This window comes from Streptomyces sp. NPDC013317 (genome assembly GCF_055563155.1).
Map to the genome: position 1 here is coordinate 58,998 of NZ_JBVHDX010000002.1, position 25,402 is coordinate 84,399.

The following is a 25,402-nucleotide window of genomic DNA, read 5'->3' on the forward strand; positions in this document are numbered from 1 at the left end:
CTCCTCACCGATCGGATGGCCGCCCGCCCCACACCCCCCGGGGCGCGCGGCAGCCCGATCACCTCGGACGCCCCGGAACCACCCCCCCTGTTCCGGGGCGTCCGGCTGTCTTCTCGGCGGTCGTGCTGTTCGCTGTCATCACCTGGCAGGTCGTCGTGGCGGGTCCGCTCACCCGCCTCGACGAGCACGTCTCGCGCTCCCTGGTCGACCGTGTCCCCCGCTGGTTCTCCGAACTCGGCGCAGACCTCGGCAACATGACGGTCGCCCTCCCCGTGCTCGGCTGCGCGATGGTGTACGCGCTCTGGCGCCGACGGCGCGCCCATGCCCTCGCCGCCGGCCTCGCCATGGCACTCGTACCGCTGCTGATCGTCCCCCTGAAGGAGTGGACGGCCCGCCCCGGCCCGCTGGAACCGTGGGCGGCGGGCTACTACCCGTCGGGCCACACGGCGACGGCGATGGTGGCGTACGTCGGCGCGGCCTTCCTCGTCTCGCGCCGGCTCCTCCCGCTGGCCGCCGTGCTGACGACCCTGACGGCCCTCGGTCTGATCCTCCGCGGCTTCCACTGGCCCCTGGACGTGCTGGCCTCGGTGGCCCTCTGCGTCCCCCTGCTCCGCTGGCCCGTCGTCGCCGAGCGGTACGGTCGCGCTTCACGTCCGTGACCGACCGACGGGGAGCAGAGATGACGATTCGACGACCTGGACTGCCGGGGGACCTGCCGTCCCCGGAGGTGCTGTGGGCGCGCTGGGCGCTGGTGGCCGTGCTGGGGGCGACCGCCGCGGCGGAGGAGAGGACGGGGCACCGCACCGGCACCTGGATCGACGAGGAGGGGCTCCACCTCGACGACTGCGGCTGCACCTGGTGGACGTTCTCCCGTGTCGGCGAGGGTCGGTACGTGCTCTTCGGCGAGGACGAGTCGAGCGACGTGAAGTGGCACGGGACGCCGATCGACATGCTGGCGGGCGGGCCGGACTGGCTCCCGTACGAGGAACTGCGGGACCGGCTCGACGGGAACGAGCTGGGGTGCGTCTACTGGTACGAGAACGGCGCCTGGGCGCGCGCGCCGTACCCCGAGGACCTGAAGGACGACGGCCTCGACTGCGGGATGAGCCGCTTCGTCGACCGGGACGACGCCCTCCGCCTGCTGGCCGACCACGTCCGGTACGACGGAGGCGGCCCCGCCGAGACCCTCATGCGTCACGCGGAGGAGTACCGGCTCACGCCGGACCTCCTGGAGGCGCACGCCGCCCCCGTCGACGGGGGCGCCCCTGACCTCCCGGCCATGGCCCGGGCCCTGAGCCGGGCGGGGCTGGCGGCCCGGGCGGCGACGGCCGGCTGACCGCCGGACCACGCGGCGGGCCGGCCGCGCGGACATCCGCGCGGCCGGCCCTTTCCTCGCGCCCGAGGCGTCGGGCGACCGGCACCGGCGCCGGCCGTGGTCGTCAGCTCCAGTTGTAGGCGTCGAAGTTCCGGCTGAACTCACCGCCGTTGAAGCGGTCCCAGTTGATCGACCAGGTCATCAGGCCGCGCAGCGCGGGCCACGTGCCGTGGGTCTGGTACGTGCCGCAGTTCGTCCTCTTCGTCAGGCAGTCCAGCGCCTTGTTCACCTCGGTCGGGGTCGTGTGGCCGTTGCCCGCCTGGGTGGAGGCGGGGAGGCCGATGGCGACCTGGTCGGGGCGGAGGGCCGGGAAGACGCGGTCGGTGTTGCCCGCGACCGGGAAGCCGGTCAGGAGCATGTCGGTCATGGCGATGTGGAAGTCCGCGCCGCCCATGGAGTGGTACTGGTTGTCGAGGCCCATGATCGGCCCCGAGTTGTAGTCCTGGACGTGGAGCAGCGTGAGGTCGTCGCGCAGGGCGTGGATGACCGGGAGGTAGGCGCCGGCGCGCGGGTCCTGGCCGCCCCACTGGCCGGAGCCGTAGAACTGGTAGCCGAGCTGGACGAAGAAGGTCTCCGGGGCCATCGTCAGGACGAAGCCGGAACCGTACCTGGCCTTCAGCGACCTGACGGCCGAGATCAGGTTGACGATCACGGGGCTGGTGGGGTTGCGGAAGTCGGTGTCGCCGGTCTGCAGCGAGAGGGAGTGGCCCTCGAAGTCGATGTCCAGGCCGTCGAGCCCGTACTCGTCGATGATCTTCGAGACGGAGGAGACGAAGGCGTCGCGGGCGGCCGTGGTGGAGAGCTGGACCTGGCCGTTCTGACCGCCGATGGAGATCAGGACCTTCTTGCCCGCCGCCTGCTTCGCCTTGATCGCCGCCTTGAAGTCCGCGACGGACTCCACGTTCGGGCACTCGGTGGCCGGGCAGAGGGAGAAGCGGATGTCCCCGGAGGTCACCGAGGTCGGCTCCCCGAAGGCGAGGTTGATGACGTCCCAGGAGTCGGGGACGTCGGCCATCCGGGTGTAGCCGGAGCCGTTGGCGAAGCTGGCGTGGAGATAGCCGACGAGCGCGTGGGCCGGGAGGCCGCCGCCGGGGTTGCCGCCGCCGGACGTCGTGGTCGCGGTGACGGCCGTGGACTTCGCCGACTCGCCCGCGCTGTTCACCGCCGAGACCTGGAAGGTGTACGAGGTGGAGGGCGTGAGGCCGGTCGCGGTGTACGAGGTACCGGTGACCGTCACCGCCGGGGCTCCGCCGCGGTGGACCTTGTAGGAGGTCGCGCCGGAGACCGCGGGCCAGGTCAGCGGTATGGACGTGGAGGTCGGGGAGCCGGCGGCGAGGCCGGTGGGGGTGGCCGGGGTCTGGACGGGGTCGCCGCCGGGGCCGATCAGGGAGAGGTCGTCGGCGAGATAGGCGCCGGTGCCGTACCAGCCGTGGGTGTAGAGGGTGACGGAGGTCGTCGAGGCGCCGGTGGTGAAGCCGGTGGTGAGCTTCTGCCAGTCGGGGGCGGACTGGGTCCAGGTGGAGACGTCGCTCGTGCCGGTACCGGAGGCGCCGAGGTAGACGTAGCTGCCGCGCACCCAACCGCTGAGCACGTAGGCGGAGTTCGGCTTCACGGTGACGGTCTGGGAGCACCTGGCCTGGTCGTTGCCGACCGGGGTCGCCTGGAGCGCCTTCGCCCCGCCGTGTACGGGCGAGGAGACGACGGCTCCGCTGCCCGCCGTACAACTCCAGCCGTCGAGGCCGGATTCGAAGCCGCCGTTGCGGGCCAGTTCGGAGTCAGCGGCCTGGGCCGCGGGGGTGAGGGAGACGAGTCCGCCGGCGGCGAGCACGCCCGCCAGCAGAAGCGTGAGAGGTCTGGTGCGGTCCACAACTGCCTCCGGGGGTGGGGGAATCGAGGTGAGGAGCGCGCCACAGCATGGTCCAGACCAATCAAGTGGTCAAGACCTCTGTTCTCCTTCGCCCCGCGCCAGCCGGCCCGCCGCCTCGTGCATCGCCAGCTCCAGGAGCGAGGCGTCGTTGAGGGTGCCGCTGCCGTCCGGCGTCACCAGCCAGCGCACTCCGCCCGCCGCGCGACCCGGGTAGGGGACGACGATCCACGTACCGCGGCCCGCGCTGCGCACCCCCGTGCCGAGCCAGCGCGAGGCCGTGCCCGGCGGCACGAAGAAGCCCATCCGCGCCTCTCCGAAGTCGGCGAGGACGGGCCCCGGCCGGTCCACGAGTCGGGTCAGCACATCGAGCGTGGGATACCCGAGCTCCCCCGGCAGGATGAGCACGTCCCAGCGCTTCCCGGCGGGCAGCAGCGCGACGCCGAGCGGGTTGCGCTCCCACTCCCAACGGCACGCGTCGGGATCCGGCGCCACCGCCGCCAGCCACTCCACCGCGGACCTGGCCGCCCCCGAACCACTCATGGCCACCGGCCTCCCTTTCGTGTGCGGACACGTCGTCCACAGGCAGAGAGCCGAGTGGGTGACGATCATTACGCGGGTTCGGTCAACGAGTTGGCAGTGAACTGGGTCACATCGCGAGCAAGTGGTGTGCGCCCAGGGCGCGCACCCGGCGCAGTGACTCCCACCGGGCGCATCCGATCGGGTGGACGGCGGCGGGCCGGGTCGGGGGCTTCCGCCGCCCGCCCGCCCCCACGTGGTCGTATGGCCCTCCGCGCCGCGCTCACCACGGGAGTCACCCATGCCGTTCCCGCAGCCATCGGGCACCGCACCCGGCAGCCGAAGCTCCGGCAAAAAGGGTGTGCTCTGGCGGCTCGGCGCGTGGTCGGCCCGTCACTTCGTCATCGTGATCGCCGCGTGGATCGTCGCCCTGGCCGCCCTGCTCACCCTGGAGCACGCGTACGGCGGCGAGTACTCCGACAACTACGCGCTGCCCGGCACCCAGTCCCAGGAGGGAGTCGACGTCCTCCGGGAGCACGAGCCTGCGGCCGGCGGCTACAGCGCCCAGGTGGTGCTGTACGACTCCGCCAAGCCGCTGACCGAGCTGAGCGACCAGATCTCCTCCACGGTCACGGCCCTCGGGAAGCTGCCGGAGGTCCTCAGCGCGCAGAACCCGCTGCCCGCGCCCGGCACCCCGCCGCCGAGCCTCCCGCCGGGCACGCCGAACCCCGGGCCGCTCTCGACGGACGGCAAGACCGCCTACATCACGATGCGCTTCAGCGTGCAGCCCTCGACCCTCAAAGAGGACTACCTGGACGGCGTGGACAGCGCCGTGGCGCCGCTGCGCGCCGCCGGTGTCGAGGTCGAGTACGGCGGCACGCTGGGCGAGCTCGCCCGGCCGGAGCCGAACGACAAGCTCAGCGAGGCGATCGGCTTCGGGGTCGCGATCGTCGTGCTCCTGATCGGCTTCGGCAGCGTGGTCGCGGCCGTACTGCCGCTGGTCACCGCTCTGTTCGCGGCCCTCTGCGGCATCGCGATCCTCGGACTGCTCGCCGCCGTGTGGACCTTCGCGACCGTCTCACCGACGCTGGCCACGATGATCGGCATCGGCGTGGGCATCGACTACGCGCTCTTCCTGATCACCCGCCACCGCCAGTTGCTGATGAACGGCATGGATCCGGTGGCGGCGGCCGGTACCGCCACCGCCACGAGCGGTCGAGCCGTCCTCGTATCGGGATGCACCGTCATCATCGCCCTCTCCGGGCTCTGGGTCTCCGGACTGACCTTCATCGGCCTGCTCGGACTCGCCGCGACCTCCACCGTCGTCACCGCCGTCATCGGCGCGCTGACGCTCGTACCGGCGATGCTCGGTCTGATCGGGCGGCGGATCGACAAGCTGCGGGTGCGCACGGCGGTCGCCGAGACCGAGATCGAGGAGGGCGTGGAGACCGGCACCTGGCACCGGTACGCCCAGCGGGTGGAGCGGCGCCCCTGGTGGTTCCTGAGCGCGGGTGTCGTCCTGCTCGTCATCCTCGCCATTCCCATGTTCTTCATGCAGCTCGGGCACATCGGAGACGGCGCCGACCCGAAGTCCTTCACCGACCGGCGGGCCTTCGACCTGATGTCCGCCGCCTTCGGGCCGGGCTCCAACGGACCGCTGACCCTGGTCATCGACCAGACCTCGGTGCCCGAGGCCGACCGGTCCGCCCTCGCCTCGCAGGCCGCGAAGGCCCTCACCGGGGTGCCGAACGCCGCCCTGATCACCCCGCTGACGGCGACGTCGGACGGGGACGTCCTCATCGGCACCGCCTACTCGGTCGCCGCGCCCCAGGACGAGAAGACGACGGAGCTGGTCAACAACCTGACCGGCACCACCCTGCCGAACGCCGTCGCCGGTACCGACGCGACCACGTACGTCACCGGCACCACGGCCGCCCAGGTCGACTTCCTCGACATCGTCTCGAGCCGGCTGCCGCTCATCATCGCCGTGGTCGTCGCCCTGGCGTTCCTCGTCATCCTGGTCGTCTTCCGGGGCCCGCTCGTCGCCGCCAAGGCCGCCATCCTCAACCTGCTCTCGATCGGGGCCTCGTACGGCGTGGTGGTCGCGGTCTTCCAGTGGGGCTGGGGCGGGCCCTCGCTCGGGGTCTCCGGAGACGTGCCGATCGAGAGCTACGTACCGATGATGATGTTCGCCATCGTCTTCGGCCTGAGCATGGACTACGAGATCTTCCTGCTGTCCCGGGTCCACGAGGCATGGCTTCGCACCGGCGACGCCAAGGCGAGTGTCGCGCACGCCCTGGAGATCACGGCCCGCGTCATCACCTGCGCGGCGCTCATCATGGTCAGCGTCTTCGCGGCCTTCATCGTCAGCGACAACATCGTGGTGAAGATGCTGGGCCTCGGCCTGGCGGCGAGCGTGCTGATCGACGCGACGATCGCCCGTCTGCTGCTGGTGCCCGCCGTGATGACGCTGCTCGGGCCGAAGGCCTGGTGGACCCCGCGCTGGCTGGACCGCATCCTGCCGCACCTGGACACCGAGGGCGAGGGCGAGCTCGCCGCGGCGACCGGAGGCGGGAGCGGGAACGGGGGCGGGAACGGCGCGGCGGGGCCACGGAAGACTCCGTGACCCCGCCGGAACACCGTCGGCTCAGCTGTCGAAGCCCAGGCCCAGCCGGTCCATCGCCTTCAGCCACAGGTTGCGGCGGCCGCCGTTCTCGTCGGCGCGCGCCATCGACCACTTGGTGATGCCGATGCCGGCCCAGGCGATCGGCTCCGGCGGGAAGGGCAGCGGCTTGGAGCGGACCATCTCCAGCTCGGTCCGCTCCGTCCGCTCGCCCGCGAGCAGGTCGAGCATCACGTCGCCGCCGAAGCGGGTGGCGCCCACACCGAGGCCGGTGAAGCCCGCGGCGTACGCGACCTTTCCCTGGTACGCCGTACCGAAGAAGGCCGAGAAGCGCGAGCAGGTGTCGATCGCGCCGCCCCAGGCGTGGCTGAAGCGGAGCCCCTCCAGCTGCGGGAAGCAGTGGAAGAAATGCTCGGCGAGCTTCAGGTACGTCTCCGGGCGGTGGTCCATCTCGGCGCTGACCTTGCCGCCGAATCGGTAGACCGCGTCGTAGCCGCCCCAGAGGATCCGGTTGTCGGCGGTGATCCGGAAGTAGTGGAACTGGTTGGCGCTGTCGCCGAGCCCCTGACGGTTCTTCCAGCCGACGGCGGCGAGCTGCTCGGGCGAGAGCGGCTCGGTCATCAGGGCGTAGTCGTACACCGGGACCGTGAAGTGCCGGACCCGCTTGACCAGCGAGGGGAAGACGTTGGTGCCGAGCGCGACCCGGCGGGCGAGGACCCGGCCGTACGGGGTGCGCACGCCCATGCCCGCGCCGACGGAGACGAGGTCGAGACCGGGGGTGTTCTCGTAGATCCGCACGCCCAGGTCCTGGCAGGCCCGCTTCAGGCCCCAGGCCAGCTTGGCCGGGTTGAGCATGGCGACCCCGCGCCGGTCCCAGAGTCCGCCGAGGAAGGTCGGGGAGGCGACCTCCGCGCGGACCGCGTCGCCGTCGAGGAGTTCGAGACCGTCCGCGAGACCGAGCCGCTCGATCTCCGCGTACACCTCGTGCAGTTCCTCGACCTGGTACGGCTCGGTGGCGACGTCGATCTCGCCGCTCCGCTCGAAGTCGCAGTCCAGGCCGTACCGGTCGACCGCCGCCTCGATGGAGTCGAGGTTGCGCTCGCCGAGCTCCTCCAGCTTCGGCAGCTCGCCCGGCCAGCGGGCCAGTCCGTTGCCGAAGCCGTGCGTGAGGGAGGCGGCGCAGAAGCCCCCGTTGCGGCCCGAGGCGGCCCAGCCCACCTCGCGCCCCTCGATCAGTACGACATCCCGGGAGGGGTCGCGCTCCTTGGCGAGGAGCGCGGTCCACAGGCCGCTGTAGCCGCCGCCCACGACGAGAAGATCGCACTTCTCCGTGTGGGTGAGGGCGGGCAGGGCTCCGGGCTTGCCGGGGTCTTCCAGCCAGAAGGGGACGGGCTGGGCGTCGGAGAGAGATTGTGCAGCGAGACGCATGGCGACTGGGGCCATGGTTTCCAACTCCTTCAGGTGTTGCTCAGGACGTACTCAGCTTGCCGCTGATTTCTTGCGCCGGTTGGTGACGATCTGTCCGGCTACCACCACCAGTACGGCAATGATGAACATCGCCGTGCCGATGACGTTGATCTGGACCGGCGTGCCGCGCTGCGCCGAACCCCAGACGAACATGGGGAAGGTGACGGTCGAGCCCGCGTTGAAGTTGGTGATGATGAAGTCGTCGAACGAGAGCGCGAAGGCGAGCAGCGCGCCGGCGGCGATGCCGGGGGCGGCGATCGGCAGCGTCACCCGTACGAACGTCTGCACCGGGCCCGCGTAGAGGTCGCGCGCGGCCTCCTCCAGACGCGGGTCCATCGACATCACCCGTGCCTTGACGGCCGTCACCACGAACGACAGGCAGAACATGATGTGGGCGATCAGGACGGTCCAGAAGCCGAGCTCGATGCCCATGTTCAGGAAGAGGGTGAGCAGCGAGGCGGCCATGACGACCTCGGGCATCGCCATCGGCAGGAAGATCAGCGAGTTGATCGCGCCGCGCGCCCGGAAGCGGTAGCGGACCAGCGCGAAGGCGATCATCGTGCCGAGGACCACCGCGCCGACCGTCGCCCAGGCGGCGAGCTGGAGCGAGAGGGACAGCGACTCGCACATGTCGGCGACGCCGCAGGGGTCCTTCCAGGCGTCCAGCGAGAAGCGCTGCCAGGCGTAGTTGAAGCGCCCGTTCGGCTTGTTGAACGAGAACACCATCACGACGATGTTCGGCAGGATCATGTACGCGAGCGTCAGCAGGCCCGCGATGGCGACAAGGTTCCGACGGATCCAACGCATCAGACCAGGTCCTCCGTTCCCGCGCGGCGGATGTAGACGGTGACCATGAGGAGCACGATCGCCATGAGGATGAAGGACAGGGCGGCGGCCGTCGGGTAGTCGAGGACGCGCAGGAACTGGGACTGGATGACGTTGCCGACCATCTTGGTGTCGGTGGAGCCGAGGAGTTCCGCGTTGACGTAGTCGCCGCTCGCCGGGATGAACGTGAGCAGGGTGCCCGAGACCACGCCCGGCATGGAGAGCGGGAACGTCACCTTGCGGAAGGTGGTGGCCGGGGAGGCGTACAGGTCCTGCGCGGCCTCGTGCAGCCGGCCGTCGATCCGCTCCAGCGAGGTGTAGAGCGGAAGGATCATGAACGGCAGGAAGTTGTACGTCAGACCGCAGACCACGGCCATCGGCGTGGCGAGCACGCGGTCGCCCTCGGTCCAGCCGAGCCAGCTGGTCACGTCCAGGACGTGCAGCGCGTTCAGCGCGTCGACCACCACGCTGTCGTCGGCGAGGATCGTCTTCCAGGCCAGCGTCCGGATGAGGAAGCTGGTGAAGAAGGGCGCGATGACGAGGACGAGGAGCAGGTTGCGCCAGCGGCCTGCCTTGAAGGCGATCAGATAGGCCAGCGGGTAGCCGAGGAGCAGACAGAGCAGCGTGGCGGTACCGGCGTACAGCAGGGAGCGGACGAACTGCGGCCAGTACTCCTGGAAGGCGTCCCAGTAGGTCTGGAAGTGCCAGGTGACCTCGAAGCCCTTCTCCAGGGAGCCGGTCTGCACGGAGGTCGAGGCCTGGTAGACCATCGGCAGCGCGAAGAAGACGAGCAGCCAGACGATGCCGGGCAGCAGCAGCCAGTAGGGGACGAGCCGCTTGCGGGTGGAGGGCTTGCGCAACACCGGTGCTCCGGCCGGCGCGGTCTCCTCCTCCTTGGTGAGGGTGGGAGTGCTCATCCGGCGTCCTCCACCGTCTCCACGCCCGCGTCGATGTCCTGGTCGGCGTCCAGGCCGAAGGTGTGCGCCGGGTTCCAGTGCAGGACGACCTCGGCGCCGGGGAGGAGGCGCGTGTCCCGCTCGATGTTCTGCTCGTAGACCTGGAGCTCCGCCCCCGCCGGGCTGTTCACCACGTACTGCGTGGAGACTCCGATGAAGGACGAGTCGGCGATCCGGCCGGTGACCTTGTTGCGGCCGTCGGCTATCTTGCCCGCGTCGTCGGCGTGCGCGAGCGATATCTTCTCGGGGCGGACGCCCACCAGGACCTTGCCGCCGGTGCGTACGGTCGCCGTACAGCGGTCCGCGGGCACCCGGAGCTTGCCGCCGCCTGCCGTGACGACCAGGTCGGAGCCGCCGGTCTCGACGACCTCGGCCTCGATGAGGTTGGAGGTGCCGAGGAAGTTGGCCACGAACGTGGTCCGCGGGTTCTCGTACAGGTCGGCGGGCGCGCCGAGCTGCTCGACCCGGCCGCCGTTCATCACCGCGACCTGGTCGGCCATGGTCATGGCCTCCTCCTGGTCGTGGGTGACGTGGACGAAGGTGATGCCGACCTCGGTCTGGATGCGCTTGAGCTCCAGCTGCATCTGGCGGCGCAGCTTGAGGTCGAGGGCGCCGAGCGGCTCGTCGAGGAGGAGGACCTGCGGGTGGTTGATCAGCGCGCGGGCCACGGCGACGCGCTGCTGCTGGCCGCCGGAGAGCTGGTGCGGCTTGTGCCGGGCCTTGTCGCCGAGCTGGACGAGCTCCAGCATGTCGTCGACCTGCTTCTTCACCGACTTGACGCCCCGCCGGCGCAGGCCGAAGGCGACGTTCTCGTAGATGTCCATGTGCGGGAAGAGCGCGTAGGACTGGAAGACGGTGTTGACCGGCCGCTTGTACGGCGGGAGGTCGGTGACGTCCTTGTCGCCGAGGAACACGGTGCCGCCGGTGGGGTCCTCCAGGCCGGCGATCATGCGCAGCGTGGTGGTCTTGCCGCAGCCCGAGGCCCCGAGGAGGGCGAAGAACGAGCCCTGCGGGATGGTCAGGTCGAGCGGGTGGACGGCGGTGAAGGAGCCGTAGGTCTTGCTGATGCCGGTGAGACGGACGTCGCCGCCGCCCGTGTTCTTGCCAGTGTGAGCAGTCTTGTCAGTCATGGGTTGCGATCCCAGGTTCGTAAGAGGTGGACGACGGTTCTCAGGCACCGATGAGCTTGGCGAACTTCTCCTCGTACGCCGTCTCTTCCTCGCTGGTCAGCGAGCGGAAGGCGTGCGACTTCGCGGCCATCGCCTTGTCCGGCAGGATCAGCGTGTTGCTCGCCAGCTCGGGGTCGATCTTGGCGAGTTCGTCCTTCACGCCGTCGACCGGGCAGACGTAGTTGATGTACGCGGCGAGCTGGGCGGCGACCGGAAGCTCGTAGTAGTAGTCGATGAGCTTCTCGGCGTTGGCCTTGTGCCGGGCCTTGGCCGGGACCAGCAGGTTGTCGCTGGAGGTGATGTAACCGGCGGACGGGATGGCGAACTTGATGTCCGGGTTGTCGGCCTGGAGCTGGATGATGTCACCGGCCCAGGCGAGACAGGCCGCCAGGTCGCCCTTGTCCAGGTCGGAGGTGTAGTCGTTGCCGGTGAAGCGCCGGATCTGCTTCTTGTCGACGCCCTTCTGGAGCCGGCCGATCGCCGCGTCGTAGTCGGCGTCGGTGAACTTCCCGGGGTCCTTGCCCATGTCGAGCAGGGTCATGCCGACCGAGTCGCGCATCTCGGTGAGGAAGCCGACCCGGCCCTTGAGGGAGGGGTCGTCCAGGAGCTGGGTGACCGAGTCGACCTTCTTCCCGCCCGTCGCCTTGGAGTTGTAGGCGATCACGGTGGATATGCCGGTCCAGGGGTACGAGTAGGCACGGCCCGGGTCCCAGTCGGGGCGGCGGAACTGGGTGGAGAGGTTCGCGTAGGCGTTGGGGAGGTTGGCCGCGTCCAGCTTCTGCGCCCAGCCGAGCCGGATGATGCGCGCGGCGAGCCAGTCGGTGACGCAGATCAGGTCGCGGCCGGTGTCCTGGCCGGCCGCCAGCTGCGGCTTGATCTTGCCGAAGAACTCGACGTTGTCGTTGATGTCCTCGGTGTACTTGATCCTGATCCCGGTGCGCTTGGTGAACGCCTCCAGGGTCGGGCGGGACTTCTCGTCCTCGCTGACGTCCATGTACTCGGTCCAGTTGGAGAAGGCGAGCTCCTTCTCCTTGGCCGAGAAGTCCGTCGACGCCGGGCCCTGGTCGTCCCGCTTGGCCGGCGGGATGCCACACGCGCTCAGGGACGCGAGTCCGCCGACCGTGAGCGCGCCGACGCCTCCGGCGCGCAGCATCGAACGGCGGGTGAGGGCGCCCCGGCCACTCGTCAGACTGCGTCGCATCGCCGCGAGTTGTGCGGCGGACAGGCTGTCGGGCTCGTACTGCTCCATGCGCTGTGCCTCTCGGGGGTTGGGGAGGAACTACCGGTCTCCGAAGATCGTGCGGTGCCAGTCCTTCCGGACCACCGCGGTGTTGTCGTACATCACATGCTTGACCTGCGTGTACTCCTCGAAGGAATACGCAGACATGTCCTTTCCGAATCCCGACGCCTTGTAGCCGCCGTGCGGCATCTCGCTGATGATCGGGATGTGGTCGTTGACCCAGACGCAGCCCGCCTTGATCTCGCGGGTGGCGCGGTTCGCACGGAAGACGTCGCGGGTCCAGGCGGAGGCGGCGAGGCCGTACGGGGTGTCGTTGGCGAGCCGGAGGCCGTCGTCGTCGCCGTCGAAGGGCAGGACCACCAGGACCGGCCCGAAGATCTCCGACTGCACGACCTCGCTGTCCTGCGCGGCGCCGGTGATGAGGGTCGGCCGGTAGTACGCGCCGTTCTTCAGCTCGCCGCCGGGGGCCTCGCCGCCGGTGACGACGGTGGCGTAGCCGCGGGCGCGGTCGACGAAGCCGGCGACGCGGTCGCGCTGGGCGTGGCTGATCAGCGGGCCGAGGTCGGTGGCGGGGTCGAAGGGGTCGCCCAGACGGACGGTCTCCATGAGCTCGGCGACGCGGGCGACGAACGTGTCGAGGAGCGGGCGCTGCACGTACGCGCGGGTGGCGGCGGTGCAGTCCTGGCCGGTGTTGATGAGGGAGGCGGCGACGGCGCCGTGGGCGGCGGCCTCCACGTCGGCGTCGTCGAAGACGACGAAGGGCGCCTTGCCGCCGAGTTCGAGGTGGAGCCGCTTCACGGTGGAGGTGGCGATCTCGGCGACGCGCTTGCCGACAGGGGTGGAGCCGGTGAAGGAGGTCATGGCGACGTCCGGGTGGCCGACGAGGTGCTCGCCCGCCGTGCGCCCGGCGCCGGTGACGATGTTGACGACGCCGTCGGGGATGCCGGCCTCGGTGGCGGCCTGCGCGAACATCAGCGAGGTGAGCGGGGTGAGTTCGGCCGGCTTCAGGACGACCGTGTTGCCGGCGGCGATCGCCGGGAGGATCTTCCAGGCGGCCATCTGGAGCGGGTAGTTCCAGGGCGCGATGGAGCCGACGACACCGATGGGCTCGCGCCGTACGTACGAGGTGTGGTCGCCGCTGTACTCGCCGGCGGACTGGCCCTGGAGGTGCCGGGCGGCTCCGGCGAAGAAGGCCGTGTTGTCGACGGTGCCCGGTACGTCGAACTCGGTGGAGAGCTTGATCGGCTTGCCGCACTGGAGGGACTCGACGTGGGCGATGTCCTCGGCCCGCTCGGCGAGCACGCCCGCGAACCGGTGGAGGGCGTCGGAGCGCTCGCCGGGGGTCGCGCCCGCCCAGGCGGGGAACGCCTCCCTCGCGGCGGCGACGGCGTCGTCCACGTCGGAGGTGGACGCGAGGGTGTACGTGTACACGCTGTCGCCGGTGGCCGGATCGACGACGCTGTGCGCGTCCCCTGAGGTTCCGGGGCGCAACCGCCCGCCGATGTACTGTGCGCCGTCCGCGAAGCGGTCCGTCAGCTGGAAGCGGTTGCCCATGACGCTCTCCGTTGTTCCAGTTCGAATTGAGTGCCGATCCTGACAGAGGCCGATCGGTCCAACAAGGGATTCCGTCGTTGCCTTTTGGTTACGCGACGGAATCGGTCGACCATGTGTCGAGGGCTCGGCGAAATGACAGTACGGAGTGTCCGTGGCGACTGCCAGAATCCCGTGCATGCGGACGATCGACACGCTGACGGAGCAGGTCAGCAGGGGTGAAAAGGTCAAGTGGCTGCACTTCTGGGGCCACCGGCCGAGGCCGGACGGACAGCTGTCGGCGAGCTGTCTGAGCCAGTGGTGGGAGTCACCGTTCGAGGTCGACGGGGTGCGCTACGCGACCGCCGAGCACTGGATGATGGCGGCGAAGGCGCGGCTCTTCCGGGACCCCGAGGCGGAGCGGGCGGCGCTGTCGGCCGCCACGCCCGCGGAGGCGAAGAAGGCGGGGCGGCTGGTGCGGGGCTTCGACGAGGCGGTGTGGGAGCGGGAGCGCTTCGGGATCGTGGTCGAGGGCAGCGTGCACAAGTTCGCCTCGGACGAGTCGCTGCGCGCGTACCTGCTGGGCACCGGGGGACGGGTCCTGGTGGAGGCGAGCCCGCTGGACCGGGTGTGGGGCATCGGTCTCGGCGCGGACGACCCCCGCGCGAAGGACCCGGCCCGGTGGCGGGGCCTGAACCTGCTGGGCTTCGCGCTCATGGAGGCACGGGAGCGGCTCCGCTCGGGCGTGTGAGCCCGGGCGCGCGCGGCTCGGGCGGATGAGCCCGGCGAGCAGGTCGGGCGCGCGCGGCTCGGGCGGATGAGCCCGGCGAGCAGGCTCAGGCGGATGAGGCCGGCGAGCAGGTCGGGCGCACGAGACCCCGGGGCGCACGAGACCCGGGGCGCACGAGACCCGGGGCGCACGAGACCCCGGCGTACGGGAAGGGGCCCGGCGCTTCGGCGCGGGGCCCCTTTCCCGACGACGGCCGGCGGCTAGCGGTTCTCGACCACCAGGCTCGTCGAGAACGGGTCGTCCGAGCTTTCCTCGTAGCTCTCGCCCTCGACGATGGCCCAGATCACGAAGGCCAGGAACACGGCGCTGACCAGGATGCCGATCGAGCCGAGGACGATGCCCGCCGTCGCCATCCCGCCGTTGTTCGCCTCGCCCCGCTGGACCTTCTTGCGGCCGATGATGCCGAAGACCAGGGCCAGGATGCCGAGGATGACACCGAGCCCGTACATGCAGAAGCCGGCCACGGCGATGATGCCGAGGACCATCGCCGCGATCCCCATCCCGTTGGACGGGGCCTGCTGCCATCCCGGCTGGCCGTAGCCGACGGCCCCGCCCGGGTAGCCCGGGTACCCGGGGTAGCCGTATCCCGACGGCGCGGGCGCCGTGACCGGCGGCGGCGTCGGGTAGCCGTACGAGCCAGTCGCCGGGCCACCGGGGGCGACCGGCGGCGGCGGTACGTCCCCGGCGGACGGCATGGCCGTCATCGTCGGCTGGTCGTGCACCGGCGGACGGTCCCGCGGCATGGGCTCGGGCGTCGCCGCCTTGCTCAGTTCCACCCCGTCGCGGTTCGGCGGAGCCCACGGGTCCGTCGGGTCGTATCCGCCCCGCGGCTGGTCGCTGTTGTCAGACATGGGCCTCCCCCATCGTGGTCACGCCATGCTACGACCTCGCTCCGACACGGGACCCGCCCGGCCTACGATGATCCGATGAACGATCTGCACTCCTTCATCGCGGGGCTGCCGAAGGCCGAGCTGCACGTCCACCACGTCGGCTCCGCCTCGCCCCGGATCGTCGCCGAGCTGGCCGCCCGGCACCCGGACTCGAAGGTCCCCACGGATCCCGAGGCGCTCGTCGACTACTTCACCTTCACCGACTTCGCCCACTTCATCGAGGTCTACCTCTCCGTCGTGGACCTCGTCCGCACCCCGGAGGACGTCCGGCTGCTGACCTACGAGGTCGCCCGGGACATGGCCCGCCAGAACATCCGGTACGCCGAGCTGACCATCACCCCGTACAGCTCGACCCGCCGCGGGATCGACGAGCGCGCCTTCATGGCCGCGATCGAGGACGCCCGCAAGGCCGCGGAGAGCGAGCTCGGCATCGTCCTGCGCTGGTGCTTCGACATCCCGGGCGAGGCCGGTCTCGAAGCCGCGGAGGAGACCGCCCGGCTCGCGGTCGACCTGCGCCCGGAGGGCCTCGTCTCGTTCGGGCTCGGCGGCCCGGAGATCGGTGTGCCGCGTCCGCAGTTCAAGCCCTACTTCGACCGGGCCGTCGCGGCGGGGCTTCGTTCCGTCCCGCACGCGGGCGAGACGACGGGCCCGGAGACGATCTGGGACGCGCTGAGGGAGCTGGGCGCCGAGCGCATCGGTCACGGCACCAGCGCCGTCCAGGACCCGGAGCTGCTCGCGTACCTCGCCGAGCACCGGATCGCCCTGGAGGTCTGCCCGACCTCGAACATCGCGACCCGTGCCGTCGCCGACCTGGACCAGCACCCCGTCAAGGAGATGGTGGCGGCCGGCGTCCTGGTGACGATCAACAGCGACGACCCGCCGATGTTCGGCTCGGACCTGAACAACGAGTACGCCGTCGCCGCCCGGCTCCTCGAGCTGGACGAGCGCGGTCTCGCGGCCCTCGCCAAGAACGCGGTCGAGGCCTCCTTCCTCGACCCGGCCGGCAAGGCCCGGATCGCCGAGGAGATCGACACCTACACCGAGAAGTGGCTGGCGCGCTGACACTCTCGCGACAATGGCCCCATGGACCACGTCACTGTCGTAGGCCACCGCGGGGACCCGTACCGCGTCCGTGAGAACACGCTCGCCTCGATCGTCTCGGCGATCGAAGCGGGCGCGGACGCCGTCGAGGTCGATGTACGGGTCACCGCGGACGGCGTCCCCGTCCTGCTCCACGACGACACGCTCAAGCGGCTGTGGGGCCGTGACCGGCCCCTGTCCGCGGTCTCCCTCGCCGAGCTCGCCGAGCTGACGTACGACGGCGTGCCCACGCTGCGCGAGGCGCTGATCGCGGCGGGACCGTACCGGCTGATGCTCGATCTGCCCGGCGGTGACGAGCAGTCGGTCCGCCGCATCGTCGGCACGGTCCGCGAGTGCGGTGCCGCCGAGCGTGTCTACTACTGCGCGGGCGGGGTCGCCATGCTCCAGGTGCGGGCCGCCGACCCGTCCGCCGAGATCGCGCTGACCTGGACCTCGCTCGCCCCGCCCCGGGCCGCGCTCCTGGACGCCGTGCGGCCGCGCTGGCTCAACTACCGCTTCGGCCTGGTGAGTCGGGAGCTGGTCGAGCGGGTGCACCGGGACGGCTACCTCGTCTCCGCCTGGACCGCGGACACCCGCCGCACCATGCGTAAGCTCCTGTCCCACGGAGTGGATGCGATCACCACCAACCGTGTGGACGCGCTCGCCGCCGAACTGCGAAGGGGTACGTCGAGGTGACCGGGACCGACAGGATCCGTACCGACATCGCGCACAACGCGCGGGTGTGGAACTACTGGCTGGGCGGCAAGGACAACTATCCGGTGGACCGGGAGGTCGGCGACCAGGTCACCGGTCTCTACCCGAGCATCGGCGAAGTGGCCCGCGCGGACCGGGCGTTCCTCGGGCGCGTGGTGACGCATCTGGCGGCCGAGTCGGGGGTCCGCCAGTTCCTCGACATCGGTACGGGCCTGCCGACGGCCGACAACACCCACGAGGTCGCGCAGCGCCTCGTGCCCGAGGCCCGGGTCGTCTACGTCGACAACGACCCGATCGTGCTGACCCACGCCCGCGCGCTGCTGACCAGCAGCCCGGAGGGCGTCACCGACTACGTCGACGCGGACGCGCGGGACCCCGAGCGGATCCTGGAGGCGGCGGCGCGGACGCTGGACCTGTCCCGCCCGGTCGCCGTCATGATGCTCGGCATCCTCAACTTCGTCCTCGACACCGCCGAGGCCCGGTCCGTCGTCCGGACCCTGATGGACGCGGTCCCCTCCGGCTCGTACCTGGTGCTGACCCATCCGACGCTGGAGCCGGAGCTCGGGGGCGAGGGGAACGTGGCGGCGATGGCCTTCTGGAACGAGAACGCGACCCCGCCGATCACGGCCCGCACCCGCGCCGAGTTCTGCTCCTTCCTGGACGGTCTCGACGTCCTGGAGCCGGGTGTCGTGTCCTGCGCGAGCTGGCGGTTCGCCCCGGCGAGCGAGGTGGCGCAGTTCGGCGCGGTGGGCCGGAAGCCGTAGTGGGGATACGGGGGGACGTCCGCGGGTGGTGGGAGCGGGCGCGGGAGTTCGGAGCCTCCCGTCCGCAAGCCGTGGACGTCGGGATCGCTCTGCTCGTCCAGGCGGCCATGACGATGCCGTTCGTGGTGCCCCGGCCGCCGGAGCTGGAGCCGGCGACCTGGCCCGCGTACGGTCTGACGACGCTCACCGTCGTCCCGTTGGTCTGGCGCCGGCGCGCGCCGTTCGCGGTGCTCCTCGCGATCGTGGCGACCAGCGCGCTGTACCGGCTGGCCGTGGAGGGCCCCGGCCAGCCCCTTCCGTACACGGGGCTCGTCATCGTCTACACGATCGCCGCGCTCTCGCCGCCGCCGAAGCGGCTGGCGGCCGCACTGCTGCTGGTGGTCGCGGTGCCGGTGTCGGTGTGGCTGAACACCCGGTCGGCGCGTGAGCTGACGTTCTCCCTCTTCGTGTTCGCGGCGGCGTACGTCTTCGGACGGCTCACCGACGCGCGGCAGCGGGCCGGCCGGGTGGAGACCGAGCGGGCGGCGGCGCGTGAACGGGCCCGGATAGCACGGGAGATGCACGACATCCTCTCGCACGCGGTGAGCCTGATGATCGTGCAGGCGGAGGCCGGTCCGGTGGCGGTGCGGGCGGCCCCGGAGAAGGCCGAGGCGGCGTTCGACGCGATCTCCGCGACGGGACGGGACGCGATGGCGCAGCTGCGCCGGATGCTGGGCGTGCTGCGGGAGGGGACCGAGGGCCCCGAACCCCTGCGGCCGCAGCCGGACCTCGGCGGACTCCCCGCCCTGCTGGAGGGCGTACGCGCGGGTGGCCTCGAGGTCTCGTACGGGACGGTGGGCGGGGTCCGTTCCCTGCCCGCGGCCACCGGGGCGACGGTCTACCGGATCGTCCAGGAGGCGCTGACGAACGTGGTGAAGCACGCGGCGGCCCGCACGGCCGCCGTGCGGCTGGCGTACGGGGAGGGTGTGCTGGAGGTGGTCGTGACGGACGACGGGCGCGGGCCCCGGCGGGGCGCGCGGCCGGCGGGCGGCGGGCACGGGCTGGTCGGGATCCGTGAGCGGGCGGCCGCGCTCGGCGGGACGGCGGAGTGCGGTCCCGGGCCGGAGGGCCGGGGCTTCCAGGTGCGGGTCACGCTCCCCGTGGCCGCCGTCCCGGAGGTGGCGCGGTGACGGTCCGCGTGGTGGTGGCCGACGACCAGGAGCTGGTCAGGAGCGGCTTCGCGATGATTCTCGACGTGCAGCCGGACATCGAGGTCGTGGCGGAGGCCGGCGACGGAGCGGCGGCCGTGGAGGCGGTGCGCCGCCACTCCCCCGACGTGGCTCTGCTCGACATCCGGATGCCGCGCATGGACGGCATCGAGGCCTGCCGGACCATCAGTGCCGAGTCGGCCTGCCGGACGGTGATGCTCACGACCTTCGACTCCGACGCGTATGTGTACGAGGCGCTGCACGCGGGCGCGAGCGGGTTCCTGCTGAAGGACGTCCGCCGGGACGATCTGGTCCACGCCGTACGGGTCGTGGCGCGGGGCGACTCGCTGCTCGCCCCGTCGGTGGCGCGGCGGCTGGTCGAGGAGTACACCCGCCCGGGCCGGCGCCCGCCCCGCCCCGACCCGCGCCTCGACGCGCTGACGGCCCGCGAGCGGGAGACGCTGCTGCTGCTCGCGCGGGGCCTGTCGAACGCGGAGATCGCGGCGGAGCTGGTCGTCAGCGACCACACGGTGAAGACGCACGTGGGGAACGTGCTCGCGAAGCTGGGGCTGCGGGACCGGATCCAGGCGGTGATCTGCGCGTACGAGAGCGGCCTGGTCACGGCCGGTGCTCCCCCGGCCGGGGGATGAGCGGGGCGGGCGAAGATCCCCCGCTCCGGCGATCCGCGGATCGCCGCAGGTCAACAGGATGGGAGTCGTCGGGAACAACGGCTCACACCCACGGAGTTGACCATGAAGAGCAGCACGCACACCCTGCTGGCCGCCGCCCTCGTCCTGGGGGTCGCGGCGGGCCCGGCGGTCCTTCCGGCCGCCGCGGCGGCACCCTCCGCCGTCGGTTCTGCGCGTACCGGGGACGCGGAGCTCGAAGCGGCGATCGCGGGACTGCCCGGGAAGGACGCGACGGCCGCCCTGGTACGGGTAGGGGGCCGCGAAGGCGGGTGGCGCGGCACGTCGGGCGTACACGACCTGAGGTCGATGCGGCCCGCCGATCCGGACGCCCGGTTCCGCGCCGGTTCGGTGACCAAGGTCTTCACGGCGGCGGTCGCCCTCCAGCTGGCCGCCGAGGGGCGGCTCGACCTGGACCGTCCGGCCCGTGCGTACCTGCCGGAGCTGATCCCCGCCCGGTACGCGAAGGTGACGGTCCGTCAGCTCCTGAACCACACCCACGGGATCCCGGCGCCCGACTTCGCCGGCTCGACGGTCGAGGAGTGGTACGCGAACCGCTTCGAGATCCACGACCCGCGCGCGACGGTCCGCTCGGCGACGGCGAAGCGGCCCGAGTTCGCGCCGGGCGAGAAGCAGCACTATCTCAACATCGGCTACACGGTCGCGGGTCTGCTCATCGAACGGGTCACGGGCGACACGTACGAGCATCAGGTCGCGGCGCGTGTCCTCGGGCCGCTCGGGCTGCGTGACACGTACCTGCCCGGGGCCGACCCGCGGATCCGCGGCCCGCACAACCACGGCTACCAGACGATGAAGCAGGCGGACGGCTCGACCGTACTGCGCGACGTGTCGGTCTGGGGCACCACCGACGGCTGGGCAGCGGGCGACCTGGTCTCCACGACGGCGGATCTGGAGCGCTTCACACAGGCGCTGTTCCGGGGGCGGGTGGTGCGCGGACCGCTCCTGGAGGAGATGTTCACGCTGCCGGAGGTGCCGGACTTCAAGAGCGGCGAGCCCGGCGCGTACTCCGTCGGGCTCTCGATGAAGAAGCTCGGCGGGCGGGAGGTATGGGGCAAGACGGGCGGCCGGTGGGGCTACAACGCGGCGATCGCCTCGACCCGCAACGGCGAGCGCACTCTCGTCTACAGCGTCAACTCGACGGACGCGAAGGGCCAGGACATGAACAGCGTCGCCCTGGCCCTGATGGTGGCTGCCTACGGCGCGCCGACCGGCTGAGGCGCTGCGGCCACGGCCTGCACCGCTTCGAGGCGCTTGATCATCCGCCGTACGACGAGCAGCGGGATCACCCCGAAGACGCCGAACGACATGTCGATGACCGACCACCAGAAGGGGATGCCCCGGATCGGGCCGCAGATCAGGGCGAGCGGGATGATGCCGGCACAGGCGATCATCCCGAACTCGATCACCCAGATGTTCCGGACGGGGTCGCGGTAGGGCCCGTAGAAGGCGACGGCGATGACAAGGTGCGCGAACGCCAGCCAGTCGGTGCCGTAGAGCAGGAAGGGGTACAGCGAGTCGGCGGTGTCCGTCCCCTGCCGCACCCATTGGATCCATTCCAGAAGACCGGGGAACGTCTCCGCCACGGGGGCCGCCCAGGACGTCAACGCGTCCTCGACGAACCGGATCTCGGTGACGATCGGGAAGGCGGTGAGCCCGCTCAGCACCAGACAGACGATGAAGACGACCAGCCACACACGGATACGCCTGAGAAGGGCTCTCGGCCCCTTCGCCTCGTTCATGACAGCACCCTACGCCCATCATGAACGCGTTCAAAAACGGGGGTGCCCGGTCACCTTCCAGGCGGCTCACAGCCCGACGATCGAGTTCCACCTCTTCGCGAACCCGGTCCGCTCCTCCGAGGTGATGTCCCGGGCGATCGCGAGGCGTTGCCGCATCGCGTCGTCGGGGAAGATCAGCGGGTCCTCGGCGAGAGCCGCGAGCTCCTCGTCGTCCGAGTCGGCGAGCACGTCACGGGCGGCGGGGACCGGGCAGACGTAGTTGACCCAGGCGGCGAGTTCGGCGGCGACCTCGGGGTCGTAGTAGTAGTCGACCAGCTTCTCGGCGTTGGCCTTGTGCTGCGCCAGGTTGGGGATCATCAGCGACTCGGCCCAGAGCTCGGCGCCCTCCTCCGGGACGACGAACTCGATGTCGGGGTTGTCGGCCTGGAGCTGGATCACGTCGCCCGAGTACGCCTGGCAGGCCAGCACGTCGCCGGTCGACAGGTCCTTGATGTAGTCGTTGCCGGTGAAGCGGCGGACGTGGCGCCTGGCGACGAGCCCCTCGATCTGCTCGCACACCGTGTGGAAGTCGTCGGCGGTCCAGCGCGTCACGTCGACGCCGTTGCCCTGCATGAGCAGCGCGAAGGACTCGTCGAGCCCGGACAGCAGTGTGACCTTCCCGCGCAGCTCGTCATCCCACAGCTCCTTGACCGACCGGATCTCCCGGCCGAGTTTCCCGCGGTTGTACGCGATGCCGGTGATCCCGGACTGCCAGGGAACGGTGTGCCGCCGGCCCTCGTCGAAGGCGGGCGCGCGCAGCTGCGGGTCCAGGTACCGGTCGATGTTCGGCTGGGCGGCCCGGTCCATCTCCTGCACCCAGCCGAGCCGCACGAACCGGGCGGCCATCCAGTCGCTGACGACGATGAGGTCCCGGCCGGTCTCCTGGTGGTTCATCAGCGCGGGACTGATCTTGCCGAAGAACTCGTCGTTGTCGTTGATCTCCTCGGTGTAGCGGACGGAGATCCCGGTGAGCTCGGAGAACGTGTCCAGCGTGGGCCGCTTCGACGTGTCGTCGTCATCGGTGTCGATGTAGAGCGGCCAGTTGGCGAAGTCGAGGGTGCGGTCCCGCGCGGACAGGTCACGGCCTGCCCGCTCCCCCGGCTCGACGTAGGCGGCCGGCACCCCGCACCCGGCGAGCACCGCGGCGGCCCCGACGCCCCCCATGCCGCGCAGCACGGTCCGGCGGGACATGGTCTTCCTCGCTGTCGCTCTCATCCGAGCAGCATCGCGGGGGCGCCGCGCGGGGACAATGGACGGTCCGTCGACGGAAGGACCGCGGCCCCGACACCCTGTCGATCATGACGGCGGAACCCGGCCGTTCATCGGCGTCCGGTCGTCCGCCGGACCGGACTGTCAGACCTCTGCCGTACCTTGCCGTCATGGCCGACAACACGCGAACGACCCCGCCGCGCCCACTCGATGTGGCGGCCCTGTTCCCCGAGCTGGTGCCCTACCGTGCGCGTACCGTCCGGCTGCACCCGCGCGCCGGAAGCCCCGGGGTGCTCGACAGCTCGATGGGCGGGCCGTTGCTCTGGCCGGTGTCCGAGCCGTGGCCGCACTGCACCGAGGACCATCCGCGCACGGCCTTCACCCCGCCCGAGGGCGCGGGCCCGCAGCCGCTGGTGCCGGTGCTCCAGCTGTACGCGCCGGACGTGGCCGAACTGCCCTTCCCCGAGGGCACGGACCTGCTGCAGATGCTGTGGTGCCCGTTCGACCACGAGCCGTTCTACTCGCCTCGTCCCGAGCTGTACTGGCGGGACAGCGGCGCCGACGTCGACGCGCTGACGGACCCGCCCCGTCCGGAGGGCGCCCGCGCGGACTACGTGCCGGACCCGTGTGTGCTCCACCCGGAGCGGGTGGACGAGTTCGCCGCCTGGGACCTTCCCGAGGAGGTCTTCGACGCCCTGGAGGATCGCTTCGACGAGGTGGACGAGGAGACCGGCTGGTCGTACTGGTCACATCTGTCGGTCGCCCCGGGCGTCAAGGTAGGCGGCTTCCCGACCTGGACGCAGGACCCGAACTGGCCAGGCTGCGAGGGCTGCGGGCGGCGGATGGACCACCTGCTGTCCGTGCCCAGCCGGGAGTTCGACGGGGAGTCGTGGCGTAGCTGGGTGCCGACGGAGGACCTTCCGACGACGGGGACGGTCCTCGACCTGCCGCACGAGGAGTGGCGCGCGCTCCAGGGCGCGCCGGGCCTGATGCTGGGCGACATGGGCGGGCTGTACGTGTTCGTCTGCGCGAGCTGCCCCGACCTGCCGTTCGCGTACCGCCACGACTGCTCATGAACAACGGGCGGCCGGGGTGAACCCCGGCCGCCCGTCCTGTCCGTCAGGCGGTTCAGCCCAGGGACGTCATCACGTGCTTGATGCGCGTGTAGTCCTCGAAGCCGTACGCCGAGAGGTCCTTGCCGTAGCCGGACTTCTTGTAGCCGCCGTGCGGCATCTCCGCGACCAGCGGGATGTGGGTGTTGATCCACACGCAGCCGAAGTCGAGCGAGCGCGACATCCGCATCGCGCGGGCGTGGTCCTTCGTCCAGACCGAGGACGCGAGGGCGAACTCGACGCCGTTCGCGAACTCCAGGGCCTGCTCCTCGTCACGGAACGACTGCACCGTGATGACCGGGCCGAAGACCTCGTTCTGGACGATCTCGTCGTCCTGCTTGAGGCCGGAGACGACGGTCGGGGCGTAGAAGTAGCCCTTCTCGCCGACCTGGTGGCCACCGGCCTCGACCTTGGCGTGGGCCGGGAGGCGGTCGATGAAGCCGGAGACCTGCTTCAGCTGGTTGGCGTTGTTCAGCGGGCCGTAGAGCACGTCCTCGTCGTCCGGCTGACCGGTCTTCGTGTCCGCGGCGGCCTTGGCGAGCTGCGTCACGAACTCGTCGTGGATGGACTCGTGCACGAGGACACGGGTCGCGGCCGTACAGTCCTGGCCCGCGTTGAAGAAGCCCGCCACCGAGATGTCCTCGACGGCCTTGGCGATGTCGGTGTCCTCGAAGACGACGACCGGGGCCTTGCCGCCCAGCTCCAGGTGGACGCGCTTGACGTCCTTGGCCGCCGACTCCGCGACCTGCATGCCTGCGCGTACCGAACCGGTGATGGAGGCCATCGCCGGGGTCGGGTGCTCGACCATCGCGCGGCCGGTCTCGCGGTCGCCGCAGATGACGTTGAAGACGCCCTTGGGGACGATCTGGCCGATGATCTCGGCGATCAGGACGGTCGACGCGGGGGTCGTGTCCGAGGGCTTGAGGACGACCGTGTTGCCCGCGGCGAGCGCCGGGGCGAACTTCCACACGGCCATCATCATCGGGTAGTTCCACGGCGCGACCTGGGCGCAGACACCCACGGGCTCGCGGCGGACGATGGAGGTCAGGCCCTCCATGTACTCGCCGGCCGAGCGGCCCTCGAGCAGCCGGGCGGCACCCGCGAAGAAGCGGATCTGGTCCACCATCGGCGGAATCTCTTCGCTCGCGGTGAGGGCGACCGGCTTGCCGGTGTTCTCGACCTCGGCGGCGATCAGGTCGGCGGCGCGCTCCTCGAAGGCGTCCGCGATCTTCAGCAGGACCTTCTGGCGCTCGGCGGGCGTGGTGTCACGCCAGGCCGGGAACGCGGCCGCGGCCGCGTCCATGGCGGCGTCGACGTCCGCCTGTCCGGAGAGCGGAGACGTGGCGAAGACCTCGCCCGTGGCCGGGTTGACCACATCGATGGTCCGTCCGTCGGCGGCGTCCCGGAACTCCCCGTTGATGTAGTTACGCAGCCGGCGCAGCTCGGTGGTCACTTTGCCACCCCTCCTGTCACGTTCTTGGTCGCACTTCGTCGTGCGGCGTCCCGTTTGCTGAGACACCCCAGCCTAATCGCTTCCCTGACGCTTTCGACAGGCCTGACATCCGCCAACTTCGGATTCAGTGCGATCCGCGACCTCAAACAA

23 protein-coding genes are annotated in these 25,402 nt (G+C 70.8%); 11 read left to right on the forward strand and 12 right to left on the reverse strand.

Annotated elements, in window-relative coordinates:
• Positions 1-122 precede the first annotated feature (122 nt).
• Positions 123-659, forward strand: a complete 537-nt coding sequence (locus ACZ3IJ_RS04995; protein ID WP_467466315.1) for a phosphatase PAP2 family protein — start codon at positions 123-125, stop codon at positions 657-659.
• A gap of 20 nt (positions 660-679) precedes the next feature.
• Positions 680-1,336 carry a hypothetical protein gene (locus ACZ3IJ_RS05000; protein WP_467466316.1) on the forward strand — a complete coding sequence of 219 codons (657 nt, stop codon included), beginning with the start codon at positions 680-682 and terminating at the stop codon, positions 1,334-1,336.
• 103 nt (positions 1,337-1,439) lie between these two features.
• On the opposite strand, the gene ACZ3IJ_RS05005 is transcribed toward ACZ3IJ_RS05000, so the two are convergent.
• Both ACZ3IJ_RS05005 and ACZ3IJ_RS05010 read right to left on the reverse strand, forming a co-directional pair.
• Entirely contained in the window at positions 1,440-3,242 is a 1,803-nt protein-coding gene (locus tag ACZ3IJ_RS05005) for a chitinase (RefSeq protein WP_467466317.1), read from the reverse strand.
• A gap of 69 nt (positions 3,243-3,311) precedes the next feature.
• Positions 3,312-3,782 carry a hypothetical protein gene (locus tag ACZ3IJ_RS05010; protein ID WP_467466318.1) on the reverse strand — a complete coding sequence of 157 codons (471 nt, stop codon included), beginning with the start codon at positions 3,780-3,782 and terminating at the stop codon, positions 3,312-3,314.
• Between the two features lie 277 nt (positions 3,783-4,059).
• On the opposite strand from ACZ3IJ_RS05010, the gene ACZ3IJ_RS05015 reads away from it, so the two are divergent.
• The gene (locus ACZ3IJ_RS05015) at positions 4,060-6,384 is read left to right on the forward strand and encodes an MMPL family transporter (protein WP_467466319.1); all 2,325 of its coding nucleotides are present in this window, start codon (positions 4,060-4,062) and stop codon (positions 6,382-6,384) included.
• A 21-nt stretch (positions 6,385-6,405) separates the two neighbouring features.
• Here ACZ3IJ_RS05015 and ACZ3IJ_RS05020 read toward each other — a convergent pair whose 3' ends face one another.
• Genes ACZ3IJ_RS05020 through ACZ3IJ_RS05045 form a run of 6 tightly spaced genes read right to left on the reverse strand, consistent with a single transcriptional unit; the run spans position 6,406 to position 13,592 of the window.
• Entirely contained in the window at positions 6,406-7,824 is a 1,419-nt protein-coding gene (locus ACZ3IJ_RS05020) for an NAD(P)/FAD-dependent oxidoreductase (protein WP_467466320.1), read from the reverse strand.
• Between the two features lie 36 nt (positions 7,825-7,860).
• Entirely contained in the window at positions 7,861-8,655 is a 795-nt protein-coding gene (locus ACZ3IJ_RS05025) for an ABC transporter permease (RefSeq protein WP_391798204.1), read from the reverse strand.
• Positions 8,655-9,590 carry an ABC transporter permease gene (locus tag ACZ3IJ_RS05030; protein WP_467466321.1) on the reverse strand — a complete coding sequence of 312 codons (936 nt, stop codon included), beginning with the start codon at positions 9,588-9,590 and terminating at the stop codon, positions 8,655-8,657. Before ACZ3IJ_RS05030 ends, ACZ3IJ_RS05025 begins: the two co-directional genes overlap by 1 nt.
• Complete coding sequence (locus tag ACZ3IJ_RS05035) at positions 9,587-10,759, reverse strand: ABC transporter ATP-binding protein (protein WP_467466322.1); 1,173 nt, start codon at positions 10,757-10,759, stop codon at positions 9,587-9,589. The genes ACZ3IJ_RS05030 and ACZ3IJ_RS05035 overlap by 4 nt, the downstream gene beginning before the upstream one ends.
• Before the next feature lie 40 nt (positions 10,760-10,799).
• Positions 10,800-12,047, reverse strand: a complete 1,248-nt coding sequence (locus tag ACZ3IJ_RS05040) for a polyamine ABC transporter substrate-binding protein (RefSeq protein ID WP_467466323.1) — start codon at positions 12,045-12,047, stop codon at positions 10,800-10,802.
• A gap of 30 nt (positions 12,048-12,077) precedes the next feature.
• Positions 12,078-13,592: a gamma-aminobutyraldehyde dehydrogenase gene (locus ACZ3IJ_RS05045; protein ID WP_467466324.1), complete on the reverse strand. Its 1,515-nt coding sequence runs from the start codon at positions 13,590-13,592 to the stop codon at positions 12,078-12,080.
• 175 nt (positions 13,593-13,767) lie between these two features.
• Between ACZ3IJ_RS05045 and ACZ3IJ_RS05050 the strand changes: the two genes are divergently transcribed.
• Entirely contained in the window at positions 13,768-14,319 is a 552-nt protein-coding gene (locus ACZ3IJ_RS05050) for an NADAR family protein (protein WP_467466325.1), read from the forward strand.
• A gap of 239 nt (positions 14,320-14,558) precedes the next feature.
• On the opposite strand, the gene ACZ3IJ_RS05055 is transcribed toward ACZ3IJ_RS05050, so the two are convergent.
• Positions 14,559-15,209: a DUF4190 domain-containing protein gene (locus ACZ3IJ_RS05055; RefSeq protein WP_467466327.1), complete on the reverse strand. Its 651-nt coding sequence runs from the start codon at positions 15,207-15,209 to the stop codon at positions 14,559-14,561.
• A 75-nt stretch (positions 15,210-15,284) separates the two neighbouring features.
• Here ACZ3IJ_RS05055 and ACZ3IJ_RS05060 point away from each other — a divergent pair, with 75 nt between their 5' ends.
• The 6 genes from ACZ3IJ_RS05060 (at position 15,285) to ACZ3IJ_RS05085 (ending at position 20,915) form a co-directional block, all read left to right on the forward strand.
• Positions 15,285-16,310 (forward strand): adenosine deaminase, encoded by a 1,026-nt coding sequence (locus ACZ3IJ_RS05060; RefSeq protein ID WP_467466328.1) that lies wholly within the window; start codon positions 15,285-15,287, stop codon positions 16,308-16,310.
• 21 nt (positions 16,311-16,331) lie between these two features.
• Positions 16,332-17,024: a glycerophosphodiester phosphodiesterase gene (locus ACZ3IJ_RS05065; RefSeq protein ID WP_467466329.1), complete on the forward strand. Its 693-nt coding sequence runs from the start codon at positions 16,332-16,334 to the stop codon at positions 17,022-17,024.
• Complete coding sequence (locus ACZ3IJ_RS05070; protein ID WP_467466330.1) at positions 17,021-17,806, forward strand: SAM-dependent methyltransferase; 786 nt, start codon at positions 17,021-17,023, stop codon at positions 17,804-17,806. Before ACZ3IJ_RS05065 ends, ACZ3IJ_RS05070 begins: the two co-directional genes overlap by 4 nt.
• The gene (locus ACZ3IJ_RS05075; protein ID WP_467466331.1) at positions 17,806-18,975 is read left to right on the forward strand and encodes a sensor histidine kinase; all 1,170 of its coding nucleotides are present in this window, start codon (positions 17,806-17,808) and stop codon (positions 18,973-18,975) included. The genes ACZ3IJ_RS05070 and ACZ3IJ_RS05075 overlap by 1 nt, the downstream gene beginning before the upstream one ends.
• Entirely contained in the window at positions 18,972-19,643 is a 672-nt protein-coding gene (locus tag ACZ3IJ_RS05080; RefSeq protein ID WP_467466332.1) for a response regulator transcription factor, read from the forward strand. Before ACZ3IJ_RS05075 ends, ACZ3IJ_RS05080 begins: the two co-directional genes overlap by 4 nt.
• Before the next feature lie 102 nt (positions 19,644-19,745).
• Entirely contained in the window at positions 19,746-20,915 is a 1,170-nt protein-coding gene (locus ACZ3IJ_RS05085; protein ID WP_467466333.1) for a serine hydrolase domain-containing protein, read from the forward strand.
• On the opposite strand, the gene ACZ3IJ_RS05090 is transcribed toward ACZ3IJ_RS05085, so the two are convergent.
• Together ACZ3IJ_RS05090 and ACZ3IJ_RS05095 are read right to left on the reverse strand one after the other, a co-directional pair.
• A complete protein-coding gene (locus tag ACZ3IJ_RS05090; protein ID WP_467466334.1) occupies positions 20,894-21,439 on the reverse strand; it encodes a hypothetical protein in 546 nt (181 codons plus the stop codon). The two genes, ACZ3IJ_RS05085 and ACZ3IJ_RS05090, sit on opposite strands and share 22 nt — an antisense overlap.
• 66 nt (positions 21,440-21,505) lie before the next feature.
• Positions 21,506-22,669, reverse strand: coding sequence for an ABC transporter substrate-binding protein (locus ACZ3IJ_RS05095; RefSeq protein WP_467466924.1), 1,164 nt, complete (start codon positions 22,667-22,669; stop codon positions 21,506-21,508).
• Positions 22,670-22,857: 188 nt separating this feature from the next.
• Here ACZ3IJ_RS05095 and ACZ3IJ_RS05100 point away from each other — a divergent pair, with 188 nt between their 5' ends.
• A complete protein-coding gene (locus ACZ3IJ_RS05100; protein WP_467466335.1) occupies positions 22,858-23,763 on the forward strand; it encodes a DUF1963 domain-containing protein in 906 nt (301 codons plus the stop codon).
• 52 nt (positions 23,764-23,815) lie between these two features.
• On the opposite strand, the gene ACZ3IJ_RS05105 is transcribed toward ACZ3IJ_RS05100, so the two are convergent.
• Positions 23,816-25,252 (reverse strand): gamma-aminobutyraldehyde dehydrogenase, encoded by a 1,437-nt coding sequence (locus tag ACZ3IJ_RS05105; protein ID WP_467466336.1) that lies wholly within the window; start codon positions 25,250-25,252, stop codon positions 23,816-23,818.
• Positions 25,253-25,402: the final 150 nt, after the last annotated feature.